The sequence below is a fragment of the Pseudonocardia sp. ICBG162 genome (genome assembly GCF_020496225.1).
GTDB classification, from domain to species: Bacteria; Actinomycetota; Actinomycetes; order Mycobacteriales; family Pseudonocardiaceae; genus Pseudonocardia; species Pseudonocardia alni.
The window spans coordinates 233,022-249,116 of sequence record NZ_JAHLJD010000017.1 but is presented as its reverse complement, the minus strand read 5'-3'; the positions used below and the strand labels follow the sequence as shown (position 1 = coordinate 249,116).

Annotated in this window: 12 protein-coding genes; 8 read left to right on the top strand and 4 right to left on the bottom strand. The window is 75.8% G+C overall.

Annotation, left to right across the window (positions count from 1 at the left end; all coding sequences use genetic code 11):
* Nucleotides 1-4 precede the first annotated feature (4 nt).
* Complete coding sequence (locus KPL60_RS15255) at nt 5-874, top strand: SAM-dependent methyltransferase (protein ID WP_226366240.1); 870 nt, start codon at nt 5-7, stop codon at nt 872-874.
* A gap of 9 nt (nt 875-883) precedes the next feature.
* Here the strand turns inward: KPL60_RS15255 and KPL60_RS15250 are convergent, their stop codons facing one another.
* Nucleotides 884-2,377 carry a PucR family transcriptional regulator gene (locus KPL60_RS15250; protein ID WP_226366239.1) on the bottom strand — a complete coding sequence of 498 codons (1,494 nt, stop codon included), beginning with the start codon at nt 2,375-2,377 and terminating at the stop codon, nt 884-886.
* A 115-nt stretch (nt 2,378-2,492) separates the two neighbouring features.
* On the opposite strand from KPL60_RS15250, the gene KPL60_RS15245 reads away from it, so the two are divergent.
* From KPL60_RS15245 to KPL60_RS15220, 6 genes are all read left to right on the top strand, one after another.
* Nucleotides 2,493-3,914: an aspartate aminotransferase family protein gene (locus tag KPL60_RS15245; protein WP_226366238.1), complete on the top strand. Its 1,422-nt coding sequence runs from the start codon at nt 2,493-2,495 to the stop codon at nt 3,912-3,914.
* 103 nt (nt 3,915-4,017) lie between these two features.
* Complete coding sequence (locus KPL60_RS15240; protein ID WP_226366237.1) at nt 4,018-6,414, top strand: glycerol-3-phosphate 1-O-acyltransferase; 2,397 nt, start codon at nt 4,018-4,020, stop codon at nt 6,412-6,414.
* Complete coding sequence (locus KPL60_RS34680; RefSeq protein ID WP_226357797.1) at nt 6,401-7,918, top strand: HAD-IB family hydrolase; 1,518 nt, start codon at nt 6,401-6,403, stop codon at nt 7,916-7,918. Before KPL60_RS15240 ends, KPL60_RS34680 begins: the two co-directional genes overlap by 14 nt.
* Complete coding sequence (locus KPL60_RS15230) at nt 7,915-9,351, top strand: wax ester/triacylglycerol synthase domain-containing protein (protein ID WP_226357796.1); 1,437 nt, start codon at nt 7,915-7,917, stop codon at nt 9,349-9,351. Before KPL60_RS34680 ends, KPL60_RS15230 begins: the two co-directional genes overlap by 4 nt.
* Entirely contained in the window at nt 9,348-10,142 is a 795-nt protein-coding gene (locus KPL60_RS15225; protein ID WP_208821835.1) for an alpha/beta fold hydrolase, read from the top strand. Before KPL60_RS15230 ends, KPL60_RS15225 begins: the two co-directional genes overlap by 4 nt.
* Complete coding sequence (locus KPL60_RS15220) at nt 10,139-11,014, top strand: MaoC family dehydratase N-terminal domain-containing protein (protein ID WP_226366236.1); 876 nt, start codon at nt 10,139-10,141, stop codon at nt 11,012-11,014. Before KPL60_RS15225 ends, KPL60_RS15220 begins: the two co-directional genes overlap by 4 nt.
* Before the next feature lie 45 nt (nt 11,015-11,059).
* Here the strand turns inward: KPL60_RS15220 and KPL60_RS15215 are convergent, their stop codons facing one another.
* Genes KPL60_RS15215 through KPL60_RS15205 form a run of 3 tightly spaced genes read right to left on the bottom strand, consistent with a single transcriptional unit; the run spans nt 11,060 to nt 15,127 of the window.
* Nucleotides 11,060-11,794 carry a Clp protease N-terminal domain-containing protein gene (locus KPL60_RS15215; protein ID WP_226357793.1) on the bottom strand — a complete coding sequence of 245 codons (735 nt, stop codon included), beginning with the start codon at nt 11,792-11,794 and terminating at the stop codon, nt 11,060-11,062.
* 49 nt (nt 11,795-11,843) lie between these two features.
* On the bottom strand, nt 11,844-13,106 hold the full coding sequence (gene dinB, locus KPL60_RS15210; protein ID WP_226366235.1) for a DNA polymerase IV: 1,263 nt from the start codon (nt 13,104-13,106) through the stop codon (nt 11,844-11,846).
* 47 nt (nt 13,107-13,153) lie between these two features.
* A complete protein-coding gene (locus tag KPL60_RS15205; RefSeq protein ID WP_226366234.1) occupies nt 13,154-15,127 on the bottom strand; it encodes a hypothetical protein in 1,974 nt (657 codons plus the stop codon).
* On the opposite strand from KPL60_RS15205, the gene KPL60_RS15200 reads away from it, so the two are divergent.
* Nucleotides 15,126-15,953 carry a hypothetical protein gene (locus KPL60_RS15200; RefSeq protein WP_226366233.1) on the top strand — a complete coding sequence of 276 codons (828 nt, stop codon included), beginning with the start codon at nt 15,126-15,128 and terminating at the stop codon, nt 15,951-15,953. The two genes, KPL60_RS15205 and KPL60_RS15200, sit on opposite strands and share 2 nt — an antisense overlap.
* Nucleotides 15,954-16,095: the final 142 nt, after the last annotated feature.

Sequence of the window (16,095 nt, the reverse complement as noted above, 5' to 3'; positions counted from 1 at the left end):
CGTCATGCGCACAGCCGACGATCAGTGGGACATCACCAGCAGCGTGGGCGCCACCGCCCTGGCCGTCGCCGCGGGGCGGGCACTGGAGACCCGCCGCGCCGACCGGCTGGTCGACGACCCGTACGCCCAGCGGTTCGTCGACGCGGCCGGGACGCTGTCGGCCGTGCCGGAGGACCCGGACGACGCCGCCGACCCGTGGGTCGTGCAGGCCGGCTACCAGGGCGTGCGCTCCCGGTTCTTCGACGAGGCCCTGACCGGCGCCGGGACGACCCAGGTCGTGCTGCTCGCCGCGGGCCTCGACGCGCGGGCCCTGCGCCTGCCGTGGCCCGCCGGGACCACGGTGTTCGAGGTCGACCAGCCGAAGGTGCTGGACTTCAAGGACGAGGTCGTCGCCGGGGCGGGCATCGCGCCCACCGCGCGCCGGGTCACCGTGCCGGTCGACCTGCGCCACGACTGGCCCGCCGCGCTCGCCGCGGCCGGCTTCGACCCGGACCGGCCGACCGCCTGGCTGGCCGAGGGGCTGCTGCCCTACCTGCCCGCCGACGCCGAGCAGCTCCTGTTCGAGCGGGTGCACGCGCTGTCGGTGCCGGGCAGCCGGATCGCCGTCGAGCACTTCGGCGACCAGGTGGACCGGATCGCGGACGAGCCGTCGTTCCGCGCGGCGGCCCGGGAGATGCTGCACACCACCGACGTCCGCGAGCTGTTCTTCGCCGAGCCCCGGACCGAGTCCTGCGACGACTGGCTGCGCCGCCACGGCTGGACGGTCACCGCCCGCCCGGTCCGCGAGGTCGCCGCGGGCTACGGGCGGCCGCTGCACGACACGGTCACCGACACCCTCGGCTCGGCGACGCTGCTGTGGGCCGACCGGCCCTGAGCGGCGGGCTCAGCGGGCGGCGCGGGCGTCGACCAGCAGGGCCAGGTGCAGTGCCGTCCGCACCTCGGGGTCGGTGAGGTCGAGGCCCAGCAGGCCGGACAGGCGGCGCAGCCGGGCGTAGGCGGCGGGGCGGCCCACCCCGAGCCTGCGGGCGACGTCGGCGACGACCCCGCCCGCCTCGACCAGGGCCCACAGCGTGTCCCGGGCGTCGGCGCGCGCGGCGGCGGGCAGCGCCGTCACCGGGCCGAGCACGTCCGCGGCGAAGCCGAGCAGGGCCGGGTCGTCGCCGAGGCGGTGCACCAGCCCGCGCAGCGCGGGCACCCGGACGGGGCCGCGGCCGCCGGTCGCGGCGTGCGCGGCCGCGTCGTCGCGGGCCCGGCGCAGCAGGTCCGCCACCGCGGCGAACGGGCCCGGCCCGGCCGTCGCCGCGGCCACCGTGGCGGGCAGCGCGGCGAGCAGCGGGCCGCCGTCGCCGGGCACGAGCACGACCAGCTCCCCGGGCGCGGGGGAGACCACCGTCGCCCCCGGTGCGACGACGGCGAGCGCCGCGTCGACGGCCTGCTCCGGGTCGACGGCCCGCTCGGGGGCGTCGTCCCCGGCCGGGCGCAGCGCCACCACCGACAGCGGACCCTCGGTGTCCAGCCCGGCGGCGCGGGCCCGCACCGCCAGCCGTCCGGCGTCGGACGGCACCGCCGCGGCCAGGTCGGCCACCAGCGCGTCGCGGGCGGACCGCAGCAGGCCCTCGGGCGACGGGTCGAGCAGCGACACCGCGTCCGCGGCGGCGTCGAGCAGTGCGCGGACCCGGTCGGCGGTGCCCGGCGTCGGCCGCGACGGCACCGTCAGCCGCCCCCACCGCGCCCCGGGCCGCCCGACCGGCGCGGTCGCCCAGCCCTCCGGCCCGGCGGGCCCGGCCAGCCGCGAGCGCGCCGCCCAGTCCCGCAGGTCCGGACCGCCCGCGGTGAGCAGCACCCGGTGCGCGAGGTCCTCGCACACCACGGGCGCGTCGATCCGGCGGGTCAGCTCCCCGACCACGCGCCCCGGCGGCACCCGGTGCAGGGCGAGCGACCGGAACGCGGCCTCGGCGCCCGGCGGCCCCGGGTCGTCGTCGCGGCGGGCGACGACCTGCCCCAGCACGCCCGCGACGATCTCGGCGAAACGCACCGTGCGCCGCAGCTCCACCAGCGGGAACCCGGCCGCCCGGGCGGCCTGCACCAGCCCGGCGGGCAGCGACGGCAGCTGCTGGCCGATCTCCACGACCAGCCCGACCGCCCCGGCGGCCCGCAGCGCGTCGACGTAGCGGGCCGGGACGGTGGTGGGGTCGGCCACCGGCACCCCGACCGAGAGCACCAGCACCCCCGGCGGCAGCGTCCCGGCCGGGTCGGCGACCTCGCTGACGTGCACCCAGCGCACCGGGGTGCCCAGCGCCGCCCGCCCGGCCCGTACGGCGGGTGCCCCGGCCCGGACCTCCGGACGGGCCAGCACGTCGGCGATGGTCGGGTGCACCGGGATCCACTCCGTCCGCCAGGAGGCCCAGGACGATACGGATCGTATCCCTGACCGGGGCCGCCGCGGCGCCGACGATCGGAGGCGTACCGCGCCGCTACCGAGGGAGCCCCACGTGACCGCCGTCGAGAACACGACCCGGACCGAGGCCGGAGCCACCCCGGACGCGCCCGCCCTCTCGCCGCACGCCGACGCCGCCGGCCGACACCTCTGGATGCACTTCGCCCGGATGCACGGCCGCGACGGCGCGAACCCGATCCCCGTCATCACCCGCGGCGAGGGCGTGCACCTGTGGGACGACCGCGGCCGCCGCATCCTCGACGGCCTCGCCGGCCTGTTCGTCGTGCAGGCCGGGCACGGGCGGCGTGAGCTGGCCGAGGTCGCCGCGAAGCAGGCGTCGGAGCTGGCGTTCTTCCCGGTCTGGGGCTACACGACCCCGCCCGCGGCCGAGCTCGCCGAGCGGCTGGCCCACCTCGCCCCCGGCGACCTGAACCGGGTCTTCTTCACCTCCGGCGGCGGCGAGGCCGTCGAGAGCGCCTGGAAGGTGGCCAAGCAGTACTTCAAGCTCCGCGGCCGCCCGCTCAAGCACAAGGTGATCTCCCGGGCGACGGCGTACCACGGCACCACGCACGGGGCGATGGCCGTGACCGGGCTGCCTGCGATGAAGAAGGACTTCGAGCCGCTGGCGCCCGGCGGGTTCCGCGTGCCCAACACCAACCTCTACCGCCACCCCGAGTTCGACGGCGACGCCGAGGCTCTGGGCCGCTGGGCCGCCGACCGGATCGAGGAGGCCATCGCGTTCGAGGGCGCGGACACCGTCGCCGCGGTCGTGCTGGAGCCGGTGCAGAACTCCGGCGGCTGCCTGACCGCGCCGCCGTCGTACTTCGCCCGGGTCCGCGAGATCTGCGACCGGCACGACGTGCTGCTCGTCGCCGACGAGGTGATCACCGGCTTCGGCCGCCACGGCGTCCCGTTCGCCAGCGCGAAGTTCGGGTTCACCCCGGACATCATCACCTGCGCGAAGGGCATGACCTCGGGCTACGGGCCGATGGGCGCGATGATCGCCTCGGAGAAGGTGATCGAGCCGTTCCTCGCCCCCGGCGTCACGTTCCCGCACGGCTACACCTGGGGCGGGCACCCGGTCTCGGCCGCCGTCGCGCTCGCGAACCTCGACCTCATGGAGCGCGAGGACCTCTACGGCAACGTCCTGTCCCACGCCGACGAGTTCGGCGCGACCCTCGACCGGCTCCGTGACCTTCCGATCGTCGGCGACGTCCGCGGCGACGGCTACTTCTGGGCGATCGAGCTCGTGCGCGACCGGGACACCCGGGAGACCTTCGGCCCGCAGGAGCGGGAGAAGCTCGTGCGCGGGTTCCTGCCCGGGGCGCTGTTCGAGGCGGGCCTGTACTGCCGCCCCGACGACCGCGGCGACGTCGTGATCCAGCTGGCGCCGCCGCTGATCGCCGGCCGGGCCGAGTTCGACGAGATGGAGCAGATCCTGCGGCACGTGCTCACCGAGGCGTACAAGATCGTGTGAGTTCGCCGGGACCCGCCGCGTCGGGTTGTTGCCCAACCGGCGGGTAACTAGGTTGACCCCCCAGGCGCCGCACCGCGGCGGGGCGTGCCGACAGGGGGCCTCCATGACGAACAACGACCTCACCGGCGGACGAGAGGTCGTCGTCACCCAGGCCCGGTCGCACACCGAACGCGGCATCCTGCGCCGCTGGGCCGAACAGGAGCACCCGGCCGCCGCCGTGGTCGCGCTCGGCGCGAACGGCGAGGTGCCGTCCGCGCTGGGGGAGGCCCTGCACGGCGACGGCACGGTGATCGTCCCGGCCCGGGTCGCGTGGCTGACCCCCGAGCCGGAGGACAGCGGCCCGGTCCGCAAGCTCACCGGCCTGGCGACGTCCGCGGTCATGCGGATGGCCTGGTCGCCGCTGCACCCGTCGATGGTGAAGCACCGCCCGGACGCGGCCCGGGTCGTGACGGGGGAGCCCGCGACCGTCGCCGACCTGGTGTCCCGGTTCGTCGCCCAGGAGAACGGCAGGCCCGGCTCGGACGGGTTCACCCGGTTCGTCGCCCGGCAGGCGATCCTGGCCTGCGACCGCGCCGAGCGCCGCGTCCTCGGTGACCGGTACAAGGTGCCGCGCCGGATGGTCGAGCAGATCACCTCCTCGGCCCGCTTCCCGACGCTCGTCGACGGGCTGGCCGCGCGGACCGGGAAGCCCGCCGCCGAGATCGAGCGGGACCTGGAGTCCTGCCTGCACGAGATGGCGGCCGTGCAGAGCCCGCCGGCGATCGACGCCTTCCGGGCCGTGATGAGCCCGATGCACGCGAAGGCCTGGGACGTCCAGGTCGACGAGTCGGGCCTGGAGCGGCTGCGGGAGCTCAACAAGGAGCACGCGCTGGTGTTCCTGCCCAGCCACCGCTCCTACGCCGACCCGCTGCTGTTCGCCGAGGTCCTGCACGACCGCAACTTCCCGCGCAACCACGTGCTCGGCGGCAACAACCTGTCGTTCTGGCCGCTGGGGTCGCTGGGCCGCCGGGCCGGGATCGTGTTCATCCGCCGCAGCTTCGGCGGCGACACCGTCTACAAGGCGGCGATGACCGAGTACCTCGGCCACCTGCTGTCCAAGCGCTTCAACCTGGAGTGGTACCTCGAGGGCGGCCGCAGTCGCACCGGGAAGCTGCGCAAGCCCCGCATCGGGCTGCTGCGCTACCTGGTCTCCGCGCTGGAGGAGCGCCCGGAGCTCGACGCCGTGCTGGTCCCGGTGTCCATCGTCTACGACCAGCTGCACGAGGTCGGCGCGATGGCCGCCGAGCAGCGCGGCGGGCAGAAGAAGGCCGAGGGACTGGGCTGGCTGTTCGGCTACTTCCGCGACCAGCGCCGCCACATCGGCACCGCCCGGGTGCGCTTCGCCGAGCCGTTCGCGCTGCGCCGCGCCCTGGAGGACGCCGGCCCCGGCCGCGCGCAGCTGGAGAAGGTCGCGTTCCGGGTGTGCGCGGGCATCAACCGCGTCACCCCGGCGACGGCGACCTCGCTCGCGACGTTCGCGCTGCTCTGGGCGCAGGACCGGGCGCTGACCCTGCAGCAGGTCCGGGAGGTCGTCGCGCCGCTGGCGGACTACCTGGAAGCGCGCGGGATCCCGGTGCCGATCGCCGAACTGCGGACCCGGCACGGCCTGCGGATGACGCTGGACCGGCTCGCCGAGGCCGGTGTCGTCACCGTCTACGACGCCGGCACCGAGCCGGTGTTCGCCGTCAGCACCGACCGCCACCACGTCGCGGCGTTCTACCGCAACGGCGCCCTGCACCACCTGCTCAACCGCGCCATGCTCGAGGTCGCACTGCTGCGCGTCGGCGACGCCGACCCCGACGAGGACATCGTCGAGGTCGCGTGGCGCGAGCTGGCCCGGCTGCGTGACCTGCTCAAGTTCGAGTTCTTCTTCTCCACCCGCCGCGAGTTCCGGGCCGAGATCATCGCCGAGCTGGACCTGGTCGACCCGGAGTGGCGGACCCGCGCGGCGAACCCGTCCGACGTGCGCGGCGCGCTGCGCCAGGCGCCGCTGCTGGTCGCACCGGGCGTGCTGCGGTCGTTCCTCGACGCCCAGCTCGTCGTCGCGGACCGGCTCGCCGCCCTGGGCGAGGAGCCGATGACCGACGAGAAGGAGTTCCTGGAGGACTGCCTCGGCGTCGGGCGGCAGATGCTGCTGCAGCAGCGGGTCGACCGCGCCGACTCGGTGTCGCGTGAGCTGTACGCCACCGCAGTGCGCCAGGCCGACAACCGCGACCTGCTCGGCGAACCGGAGTCCGGCGCGGCCGGAGCGCCCCTGGGCGAGCGGCGCGCGGCCTGGCTGGCGGAGGTCACCGCGGTGATCCACGATCTGGGACGGCTGGGCGAGCTGCAGCGCGCCCGCCTCGAGGTGGTCCTCGGCTCCGGCGGGACGGCGGTGCCCGGGGCCGTCCCGGTGTCACCGGTGGTCCCGCCGTCCGGGACGGAGCAGCGTGTGGAAGGGGATACGGGTGTCGCCAGCTGACGGGACGCCGGCCGGGGACACCCGGGACCGGCTCCGGGCCATCCGGGAGGCGGAGCCGGGACCGGGGACGGTCGCGTACTTCGACTACGACGGCACCGTCATCGACGGCTACTCCGCGGGCGCCTTCTACCGCAGACGGCTGCGCGAGTTCGACGTCGGGCCGGTCGAGATGGTGCGCACCGTGCTGTCGGGCATGCGCGGGATCCGCACCGACGACGACTTCAAGGAGTTCCTGTCCATCACGCTCGCGACCTGGAAGGGCCGCAGCGAGGACGAGCTCCACGCCCTCGGGCGGACGCTGTTCCGCGACGAGATCGCGGGCTCGCTGCACCCGGAGGTGTGGGAGCTGGTCGCCGCCCACCAGGAGCAGGGCCACCAGGTCGTCATGGCGTCCTCGGCCACCCGGTTCCAGGTGCAGCCGATGGCCGACGAGCTCGGCGCGGACCGGGTGCTGTGCACCGAGCTGGAGGTGCGCGACGGCGTGCTCACCGGCCGCGTCGCGGGCACCTCGCTGTGGGGCGCGGGCAAGGCCGAGGCGGTCCGCGCCGACGCCGCCGCGCACGGCGTCGACCTGGCGGACTGCTTCGGCTACGCCAACGGCACCGAGGACGCGGAGTTCCTGTCCGCGGTCGGCCACGCGGTCGCGGTCTCACCGACCGACTCGCTGCGCGCGCTCGCCGGCGAGAGGGGCTGGCCGGTCCTGGACTGCGCGCCGCGCGGCGGGCTGTTCCCCAGCGTCACCGACGTCGCCCGCACCGCGGTCTTCTACGGCGGCATGGCCGCCGGGCTGGCCGCCGCGGCCGGGGCGGGCCTGCTGCACGGCTCGCGGCGCCGCTTCGTCGACATGGCGGGCTCGGTCGGCGCCGACGTCGGCTTCGGGCTGGCCGGCATCGACGTCGAGGTGACCGGCGCGGAGTACCTCCACTCCGCCCGGCCGTGCGTGTTCGTGTTCAACCACCAGTCGAAGTTCGACGTGCCGGTGCTGATGAAGCTGCTGCGCGAGAACTTCACCGGCGTCGCGAAGAAGGAGGCCGCGCAGATCCCCGTGTGGGGACAGCTGTTCTGGGCCGCCGACGTCGCGTTCATCGACCGCTCCAACTCCCGCGCCGCCCGGGCGGCGCTGCAGCCGGCCGTCGACAAGCTGCGCGACGAGGGGATCTCGCTCGCGATCGCGCCGGAGGGCACGCGCTCGCCGACGCCCCGGCTCGGCCCGTTCAAGAAGGGCGCGTTCCACATCGCGATGCAGGCCGGAGTGCCGATCGTGCCCGTGGTCATCCGCAACGCGGGGGAGATCATGTGGCGGGGCGCCCAGACCCTGCGCGGCGGCACCGTGCAGGTCGCCGTCCTGCCCCCGGTGGACACCTCGTCCTGGGTCCCCGAGGACGCCGGGAAGTACGCCGAGGAGGTCCGCGGCCGGTTCCTCGACACGCTCGCCGCGTGGCCGGAGCGCCGCATCGCCCAGCAGTACGACCGCAGCGACGACAGCCAGGAGGACCCGGCATGAGCGACTCCCCGGCGGGCTGGGGCTCGGCCCGCGAGATGTCGCCGTTCGAGGTCATGATGTGGCGGGCCGAGGGCGACGACCCCCGTTTCCGGTCCCCGGTCCTGGCGGTCGAGCTGCTCGACGCCAAGCCCGACTGGGACCGGCTCGTCGCCGCCGTGGACTGGGCGACGCGGATGGTCCCGCGCTTCCGCGAGCGCATCCGGGAGCCGCTGGGCGGGCTCGGCACGCCGTACTGGATCCACGACGTCGAGTTCGACCTGCACTACCACCTGCGCCGGGTGCGGATCCCCGGCGCCGGACCGGGCTTCTGGGCGGAGCTGTCCCCGATCGCCGAGCAGTTCATGATGACCCCGTTCGACCGGGAGCGGCCGCCGTGGGAGGCCATGCTCGTCGAGGGGCTGCCCGGCGGGCGCGCGGCGTTCCTGCTGAAGCTGCACCACGTGCTCACCGACGGCATGGGCGTGGTCCAGCTCCTGTCGCAGCTGCACAGCCGCAAGCGCGAGCACGACGACACCAAGCCGCAGCCCGCCGCGCCCGAGCCGACCTCGCCCGACCCGCTCGCCGAGGTCGACCGGCTCGTCCGCCGCGAGGCCGGGATCGTCCCGGCGGCCGCCCGTGCCGCCCGCGACGTCGTCGGCGCGCTCACCCACCCGCTCTCGGCGGCCCGCGACACCGCCCGCTACCTCGACTCGGCGCTGCGGGTGCTGTCCCCGCCGCCGGGCGGCGGTTCGGAGCTGCTGCGCCCGCGTGGCATGTCCTGGCGGTTCGTGGCGCTCGACGTCGACTTCGCCGACCTGCGCGCGGCGGGCAAGTCGGTGGGCGGCTCGTTCAACGACGCCTTCGTCGCCTCGCTGCTCGGCGGGTTCCGGCTCTACCACGAGGCGATGGGGCACCCGGTCACCGGCGACGCGACGCTGCGCACCTCGGTGCCGGTGTCGGTGCGCCGCGAGGGCGACGCCGCGGGCGGCAACCGCTGGGCGCCGGCCCGGCTCGCCGCGCCGATGGGCATCGCCGACCCGGCCCGGAGGATCCGGGAGGTGGGGGAGCAGATGCGTGCGGCCCGCGAGGAGCCCGCACTGGAGAGCCCCGACGTCGTCGCGCCGCTGCTGGCCCGGCTGCCCGGCCCGCTGCTGACCCTGGTCGCGGGCGGGTCGACGCAGGGCAACGACCTCCAGGCGTCGAACGTGCCGGGGCTGCGCTCCGAGGCGTTCCTCTGCGGCGCCCGGATCGACCGCGTCTACCCGTTCGCGCCGCTGCCCGGCTGCGCCGCGATGATCTCCGTGGTCACCCACGGGGACCAGTGCTGCGTCGGCGCCAACATCGACGCGGCCGCGATCACCGACCGCGAGGAGTTCGCCCGCTGCCTGGCCGGCGGTTTCGCGGAGGTCCTCGCGCTGCAGCCCGGGGCCGCGGAGCCCATGATCGTCGGATGAGCGCGTACCACGTCGGCGGCTCGGGGGAGCCGCTGCTGCTGCTCCACGGGATGACCTCGTCGTGGCGGGCCTGGAAGCCGTTGCTGCCCATGTTGGAGGAGCACCACGAGGTCTGGGCGGTGACCATGCCCGGCCACCTCGACGGCCCGCCGATGCCCGAGGGCGAGTTCAGCGTCGACCTGCTGGTCGACGGCCTGACCGAGCAGCTCGACGCGATCGGTGTGCCCGAGCGGCCGCACGTGGTCGGCAACTCCCTCGGCGGCTGGGCCGCGCTGGAGCTGGCCCGTCGCGGCCGGGCCCGGTCGGTCGTCGCGCTGTCCCCGGCCGGGGCCTGGTCGGTGCCCGCGGACCTGTACCGGCTGCTCGCGACGTTCCGGATCGGGGCGCTGCTCGCCGGCTGGGCGCCGGTGCGTGCGCTGGCCTCGTGCGGGGTGATCCGCAGGCTGCTGCTGCTCACCCTGGCCGAGCACACCGACCGCTACACCCCCGAGGAGGTCGCGGAGCTGTTCGACGACCTCGCCGGCTGCACCATCCTGGAGCCGCTGCTGTCCGCGGCCCGGATGGACACCGCGATCGCCCCGTTCGAGCAGCTGCCCTGCCCGGTGCGGATCGCCTGGTCGGGCTCCGACCGCACCATCCCCTACGGCCGCTACGGCCGCCCGATGATGGACGCCGTCCCCGGCGCCGAGCTGGTGGTGCTCCCCGGCGTCGGGCACGTGCCGATGGTGGACAACCCGGCGTTGGTGGCCTGGACGATCCTGCAGCACACCCGCTACCAGGTCGCGTCGTGACCGGCCCCGGCGACGCCCCCGCGGACCTGGCCGCCGCCCTCGACGGCTGGGCCCCCGGTCCGCTCGTCGGCACCGACACCGTCACCCCGTGGTCGGTCGCCGCGTTCTCCGGGCTGCTCGACCTCGACCCGGTCGCCGCCGACGGGGACCCGCTCCCGCCGCTGTGGCACTGGCTCGCCTTCCTCGACACCCCGCCGATGTCCGCGCTCGGCGACGACGGCCACCCCCGCGAGGGCCACTTCCTGCCGCCGGTCCCGGACCGGCGACGCATGTTCGCCGGCGGACGCCTGACCTGGCACGCCCCGTGGCGGGTCGGCGAACCGGTGACCCGCCGCCAGGAGCTCGGCCCGGTCCGGGTCAAGCAGGGCCGCAGCGGCGAGATGGCGTTCGTGACGACGCGGGCGGAGTTCCGCCGCGGCGACACGCTGCTCTGCGTCGAGGAGCAGGACATCGTCTACCGCTCGCAGCCGGCCGGCACGGTCCGGGGCACGGTCGCGCCGGACCCGGCACCACGCCCGGAGCACGAGTGGGCCTTCACCGTGCCGACCGGCCCGGAGCTGCTGTTCCGGATGTCGGCGCTGACCTACAACACCCACCGCATCCACTACGACCTGCCCTACGTCACCGGCGTCGAGGGCTACCCCGGTCTGGTCGTGCACGGCCCGCTGTTCGCCCTGCTCGGCCTGGAGATCGCGCGCCGCCACCGCCCGACGGCGTTCGTGCGCGGCTTCGAGTACCGCCTCACCGCTCCCGCCTTCGCCGGCGCCGACGTCTGGGTCGGCGGGACCCCGGACGGGGACCGCATCGACGTCGCGGCCGGGTCCGACGGGGCACCGGAGTCGGTGCGGGGGAGCATCGAGCTCGCGACCTGAGCCCGCCCGGGGTCCCGCCCCGGCCACGGCGTCTCCACCCCGCCGTCAGCTCTCCCCGGCCCCGCCCCCGGTCATCGCGGCGATCGCCTCGGTGACGGCCTGCTCCACCCGCTCATCGTCGACGCCCGACCGGGTCAGGACACCGTCGCCGTCCTCCTGCTCCAGCAGGGCCAGCAGGACGTGCTCGGTCCCGACGTAGTTGTGCCCCATCCGCAGCGCGTGCCGGAAGGTCAGCTCCAGGGCCTTCTTCGCGGCCGGGTCGAACGGGATCAGGGCGGGCACCGTCGTCGCGCGTTCCGGGAGCGCGGCGACGGCGGCCTCGCGCAGCGCCGTGGTGTCGGTGCCCAGCCCGGTCAGCAGCGCGACGGCCAGCCCCTGCGGCTCGGCGAGCAGGCCGAGGACCAGGTGCGCCGGGGTGATCCGGTCGTTCTCGGCCGTGCGGGCCTCGTTCTGCGCGGAGACCACGACGTTGCGGGCCCGCGGGGTGAACCGCTCGAAGCCCTGGGCCATGTTCTCCGGGGCGTCCGGACGGGGGACGAACCGCTTCTGCGCGGCCTGCTTGGTGACGCCCATGCTGCGGCCGATGTCGGTCCACGACGCCCCGGCCCGGCGGGCCCGGTCCACGAAGTGGCCGATCAGGTGGTCGGCGACCTCGCCGAGGTGGTCCCCGGCGAGCACGGCGTCGGAGAGCTGCTCCAGCGGGTCCTGGTGGACCGAGGTGATGGCGTGGATGAGGTCGTCGAGGCGGACGGTGCCGCCCAGGGGCGTCGGTGGCGTCATGCGTCAACCGTAAGTTGACGACCGTCTTTCGTCAACCTCGGGTTGACGATCACTCGTGTTCGGGGAGCAGGGGCACCTGCAGCCCCTCGTCGTGGCCGAGGCGGCTGGCGCGGCCGACCGAGGCCGAGCCGAACCGGCTGCGGACGGCGTCGAGCGCGGTGTCCAGGGCCGGGCCGGCGTGGGCGTCGAGGGGGAGCTCCAGCTGCAGGGCGTCGTCGCGGTCCAGGTTGGTCAGCGACAGGCCGAGCAGGGTGATGCCGCGGGCGTGGATGTCGGGCAGGGCGTCGTGCAGCAGCCGGCGGGCGGCCGAGAGGATCGTCGGCGTGTGCGCGGTCGCGACCGGCAGCGTGTGCGAGCGCGTGATCCGGGCGTAGTCGCCGAACCGCACCCGCAGCACGACGGTGCGGCAGACCCGCCCGCCCCCCGCGGCGCCGAGAGGGTCGAGGGTCTCGTCCGGCTCGTCGCGGTCGGACCCGCGGGGGGCGCGCAGGCGCCGGGCCAGCCGGTCGACGGTCGAGGCCAGGATGCCGTCGAGCTCGGCGTCGGTGCGCGGGCGGCGGCCCAGGGCCCGCTGCGACCCGATCGAACGGCGTGTCCGGTGCGTGTCCACCGGGCGGGGGTCCCGCAGGTGCGCGAGCGCGTGCAGGTGCCGTCCCGCGGCCGGCCCCAGGTAGGACACGAGCGCGGCCTCGCCGAGCGCGGCGACGTCGGCGACGGTCCGCACGCCCACCTCGTGCAGCCGCCCCGCCGTCACCGCCCCGACGCCCCATAGGCTGCGCACCGGCAGCGGGTGCAGGAACTCCCGCTCCCGTGCCGGGTCGACGACGAGCAGCCCGTCCGGTTTCGACGCCCCACTGGCCACCTTGGCGAGGAACTTGGTGCGGGCCACGCCGACGCTGATCGGCAGCCCCGCCTCCCTGGCCACCCGCTCGCGCAGCCGCGCGGCGATCTCCCGGGGCGTGCCCGCGATCCTCGCCAGGCCGCCGACCTCCAGGAACGCCTCGTCGATCGACAGTCCCTCGACCTCGGGGGTCGTGTCGCGGAACAGCGCGAACACCCGGCGGCTCGCCTCGGAGTAGGCCGCCATCCGCGGTGGGACGACGACCGCCTGCGGGCACAGCGCCCGCGCCTGGCGGCCGTTCATGGCGGTCCGCACACCGTGTGCCTTCGCCTCGTAGCTCGCGGCCAGCACGACACCGCCGCCCACGATCACCGGCCGCCTCCGCAGGCGCGGGTCGTCGCGCTGCTCGACCGACGCGTAGAACGAGTCCAGGTCGGCATGCAGGATGGTGGCCAGGCCGCGCACGAACACATGTTCGCATGCGTCGGGGTTCGCGGCGAGCGGCTGCGCCCGACGGCTCAGGCGCCCCCGGTCCGGCTGCGCCAGCGTTCCCGGGCCCGGCGTGCGGCCGTGGCCACCGCGGCGTCCGGGTGGTGCTCGCCGAGCGCGGCCAGCACCTCGCCGACCCGCGGGTGGTCCAGCTGCCACACGGCGTCGAACACCTCGAGGGTCTCGGGCGGGAACTCGGCGGCGAACGCGTCCGGCCAGTCCTCGGCGTCGACGGTGTCCAGCGCGACGGCCAGCACGTCGATCGAGGCGGTGAGCAGCAGCTCCGGCTCGACGGCGTCGGCGTCGATCTCGCCGCGCGCGACCAGCCGGCGCGCCACCATGCCGCGGTGCGGGCCGTCGAGGTGGTCGTGCAGCAGGGTGTCGACGGCCTCGGCGCCGAAGCGGTCCGCGGCCACGCCGGTCGCGGTGAGGGCGACGAGCAGGGTCTGGCCCGGTGCGAGCGCCGCCGCCACGAACTCGGCCACCGCCCGCGCCGGATCGGGCTGCGCGGCGTGCCAGGCGTCGATGTCGCGGCGCCACTCGTCGGGCGGGACCTCCCCGGCCAGCTCGACGATCTCCGCGGCCGAGGCGACCGCCGGGTCCGGCCGGGTCGGGTAGTGCAGGTCCTCCGCGGCGAGCAGCAGGAGCGCACACGCGACCCCGCCCGGGGTGAGCTGCACGATCCCGCCGACCCGGACCTCCTCCGCCCCGTCGGGCTCGTGGCGCGACCCGGCCCATTCGACCAACCCGAGCCGCTCCAGCTGCTCCAGCAGCGTCGCGGTCCGGAGCGAGGCGACGTCGGCGTCCCCGTCCGCGTCCTCGGTCCAGTCGAGCAGCACGTCCAGGGCGTGGCGCAGGTCGTCGTGGTCGACGCCGTCGTCGACGTGGCGCAGCAGGAACAGCAGGGCCGGGGTCGCGTCCTCCGACGGCGGACCCTCCTCGGCGCGCAGCAGTGCCTCGATCGCCTCGTCGTCGATCTCGCCGGTGAACACCACGTCCGCGTCGGGTGCGGTGTCGTCGACCGCGATCGGCGCGGCCTCCCGGACGGGCAGGTCCGGGTCCGCGGTGTCCTCGGCGGCGACGTGCGGCCAGCCGGTCGACAGCGCGCCCACCTCGCGGGCGGCGAGCACCAGGTCCTCGTGGGCGGAGGTGTCGTCCAGCCCGGCGAAGCGCGGCACCGCCACCAGCCGCCCCGACTCCCGCCGGACGGCGCCGGCGCGCACGCTCGTCTCCAGCACCCAGGTCAGGGTCCGCAGCCGGGTCGAGCGGTCGAGGCGGGCGACGCGGTCCGGCTCGTCGCCGGTGCCGAGCAGGCCGACCAGCTCGCGGGCGTCGGCCAGGCGCAGGTTGCCCGTCGCGGTCAGGGCCCGGCCGCGCGGGCCGCACCAGCCGGCCAGCGCCCGCGCGTCGTGCAGGATCCGGGCCTGCGCCGCGGACGCCGCCCGGTCGGCGGGCGAGGGGATCCGCACCGGGTCCGGGTCGTCGCCCAGCTCGGTGAGCAGCGGCGACCCGGCCCCGGCCTCCAGCTCGTCGTACTCCTCGACGTACTCGCCGCACAGCCGCCGCACCTGCGACGGCCGCGGCGAGCCCGGGGCCAGCAGTCCGCGCTCGTCGAGGAACTCCACGAACGCGGCGACGCTGGCGGGCACCAGCCGCACCGGCAGCCGGTGCTCCAGCACGATGTGCGGGCACCAGCCGTCGAGGAAGGTCTCGATGTGCTCCAGCGGCCAGTCGGCGAGGTCGCCGTCGCCGGCGAGCCACTTGTACTGCAGCAGCAGCTCCGCCGACATCGGTTCGGCGACCACCTCGTTCTCGGTCAGCCACGCCGCGAACCCGTCGAGCAGTTCCTGGGCGGCCGCGTGGAACTCGTCGTCGGAGTCCGGGCCGAACCGCATGCGCATGCGCCGAGTGTGCACGCCCGGCACCGGCCACCACACCCACGGGCGCCGATCGGCGTGTCCGGAGCAGATCGTGCCGCGGGCGGGCAGGATGGGCCCGGACATGACCACACTGTTCGCCCTGCTGATCGCCGCGACCGCGATGGTCGGCAACACCGTCGCCGCCCTCTGGGAGGCCCGCGGCAGCAGGCTGGCGAAGTACGGGCGCCCGGTGTGGCTGCAGCCGTGGTTCCTGGCCGGGCTGCTCGCCGACGTCGTGGCCTGGGTGCTCACCGTCGTCGCGCTGCGGTACCTGCCGGTCTTCGCGGTGCAGTCGATCCTGGCGGGCGCGATCGCGCTGACCACGCTGGCCGACCACGGCTGGAACCCGTGGAACCTCATCCGGCGCGACCGGTGGGCGGTCGCCGCGGTGCTGGCGGGGCTGGTCGTGGTCGCCGCGAGCGCCGAGCCGGACCGCCCGGACGCGCTGCCCCCCGTGGCCACCCCGGTCCTGCTGGTGTCGTTCGTGGTGATCCTCGCCGCCGCCCCGTTCGTGTGGCGGGCCGGGCGGCCGATGCTGCTGGCGCTGCTGGCCGGGCTGGGCTTCGGCGGCACGGCGCTGGCCGTCCGCGCGATCCACCCCGGCCCGCTCCGGTGGGAGACCGCGGGCAGCCTGCTGCTCGACCCGCTGGTGTACGGCGTCGTCGCGTTGGGGGTGCTCGGGGTGCTGGCCTTCGCCCGCGCCCTGCAGGACGGCGCCGTCGGCCCGGCGACGGCGGTGCTGTCGGTGACCGAGGTGGTCGTGCCCGGTCTCGTCGGGATCGCGCTGCTCGGCGACCGGATCCGGCCCGGCTGGGAGGGGGCGGCGCTGGCCGGTGTCCTCGTCGCGCTCGGCGGGGTGATCGCGCTGACCCGCCCGGACCCGGAGTCGGTCCGCCGCCGCGTGCACTGAGCCGCGGCACCGGGGGAACACCTCAGCCCGGGTGGGGTGTTGCCCCCACATGACGAGCACCCTCACCGCCCACGACGCGTGGCGTGCCGCGCGCGAGCAGACCCTCCGCGAGCCGCACGGCTGGCTGTCCCTGACCGCCCTG